Raw genomic sequence first — 227 nt, forward strand, 5'->3', positions numbered from 1 at the left:
GTGATCTCCGCCGTCATGATGCTGTTGGAAATACCCAGCAGCGCGTAGCGCGACTCACCCTCCAGATGATCCACCAACTGATGGACCATCACATCGACCGAGGCCAGCGTCTCGACCAAATACACTGCCAGTGTTTCGGCCGTGGCCTCAGGGTCTACGGAAAACAGGGTGCTGCGGGTTCGCGGGACGGCTTTGATGTCGGCATTCGACGGGAAGTGGAAGTCGAG

1 protein-coding gene is annotated in these 227 nt (G+C 59.0%); it reads right to left on the reverse strand.

The window, feature by feature from the left end; all coding sequences use genetic code 11:
* A partial coding sequence (locus tag K0F88_RS32170; protein WP_374039775.1) for a DUF6124 family protein occupies nucleotides 1-227 on the reverse strand: 227 nt, incomplete at both ends.

Source organism: Pseudomonas sp. UMAB-40 (assembly GCF_900095275.1).
Taxonomy (GTDB): domain Bacteria; phylum Pseudomonadota; class Gammaproteobacteria; order Pseudomonadales; family Pseudomonadaceae; genus Aquipseudomonas; species Aquipseudomonas mandelii_B.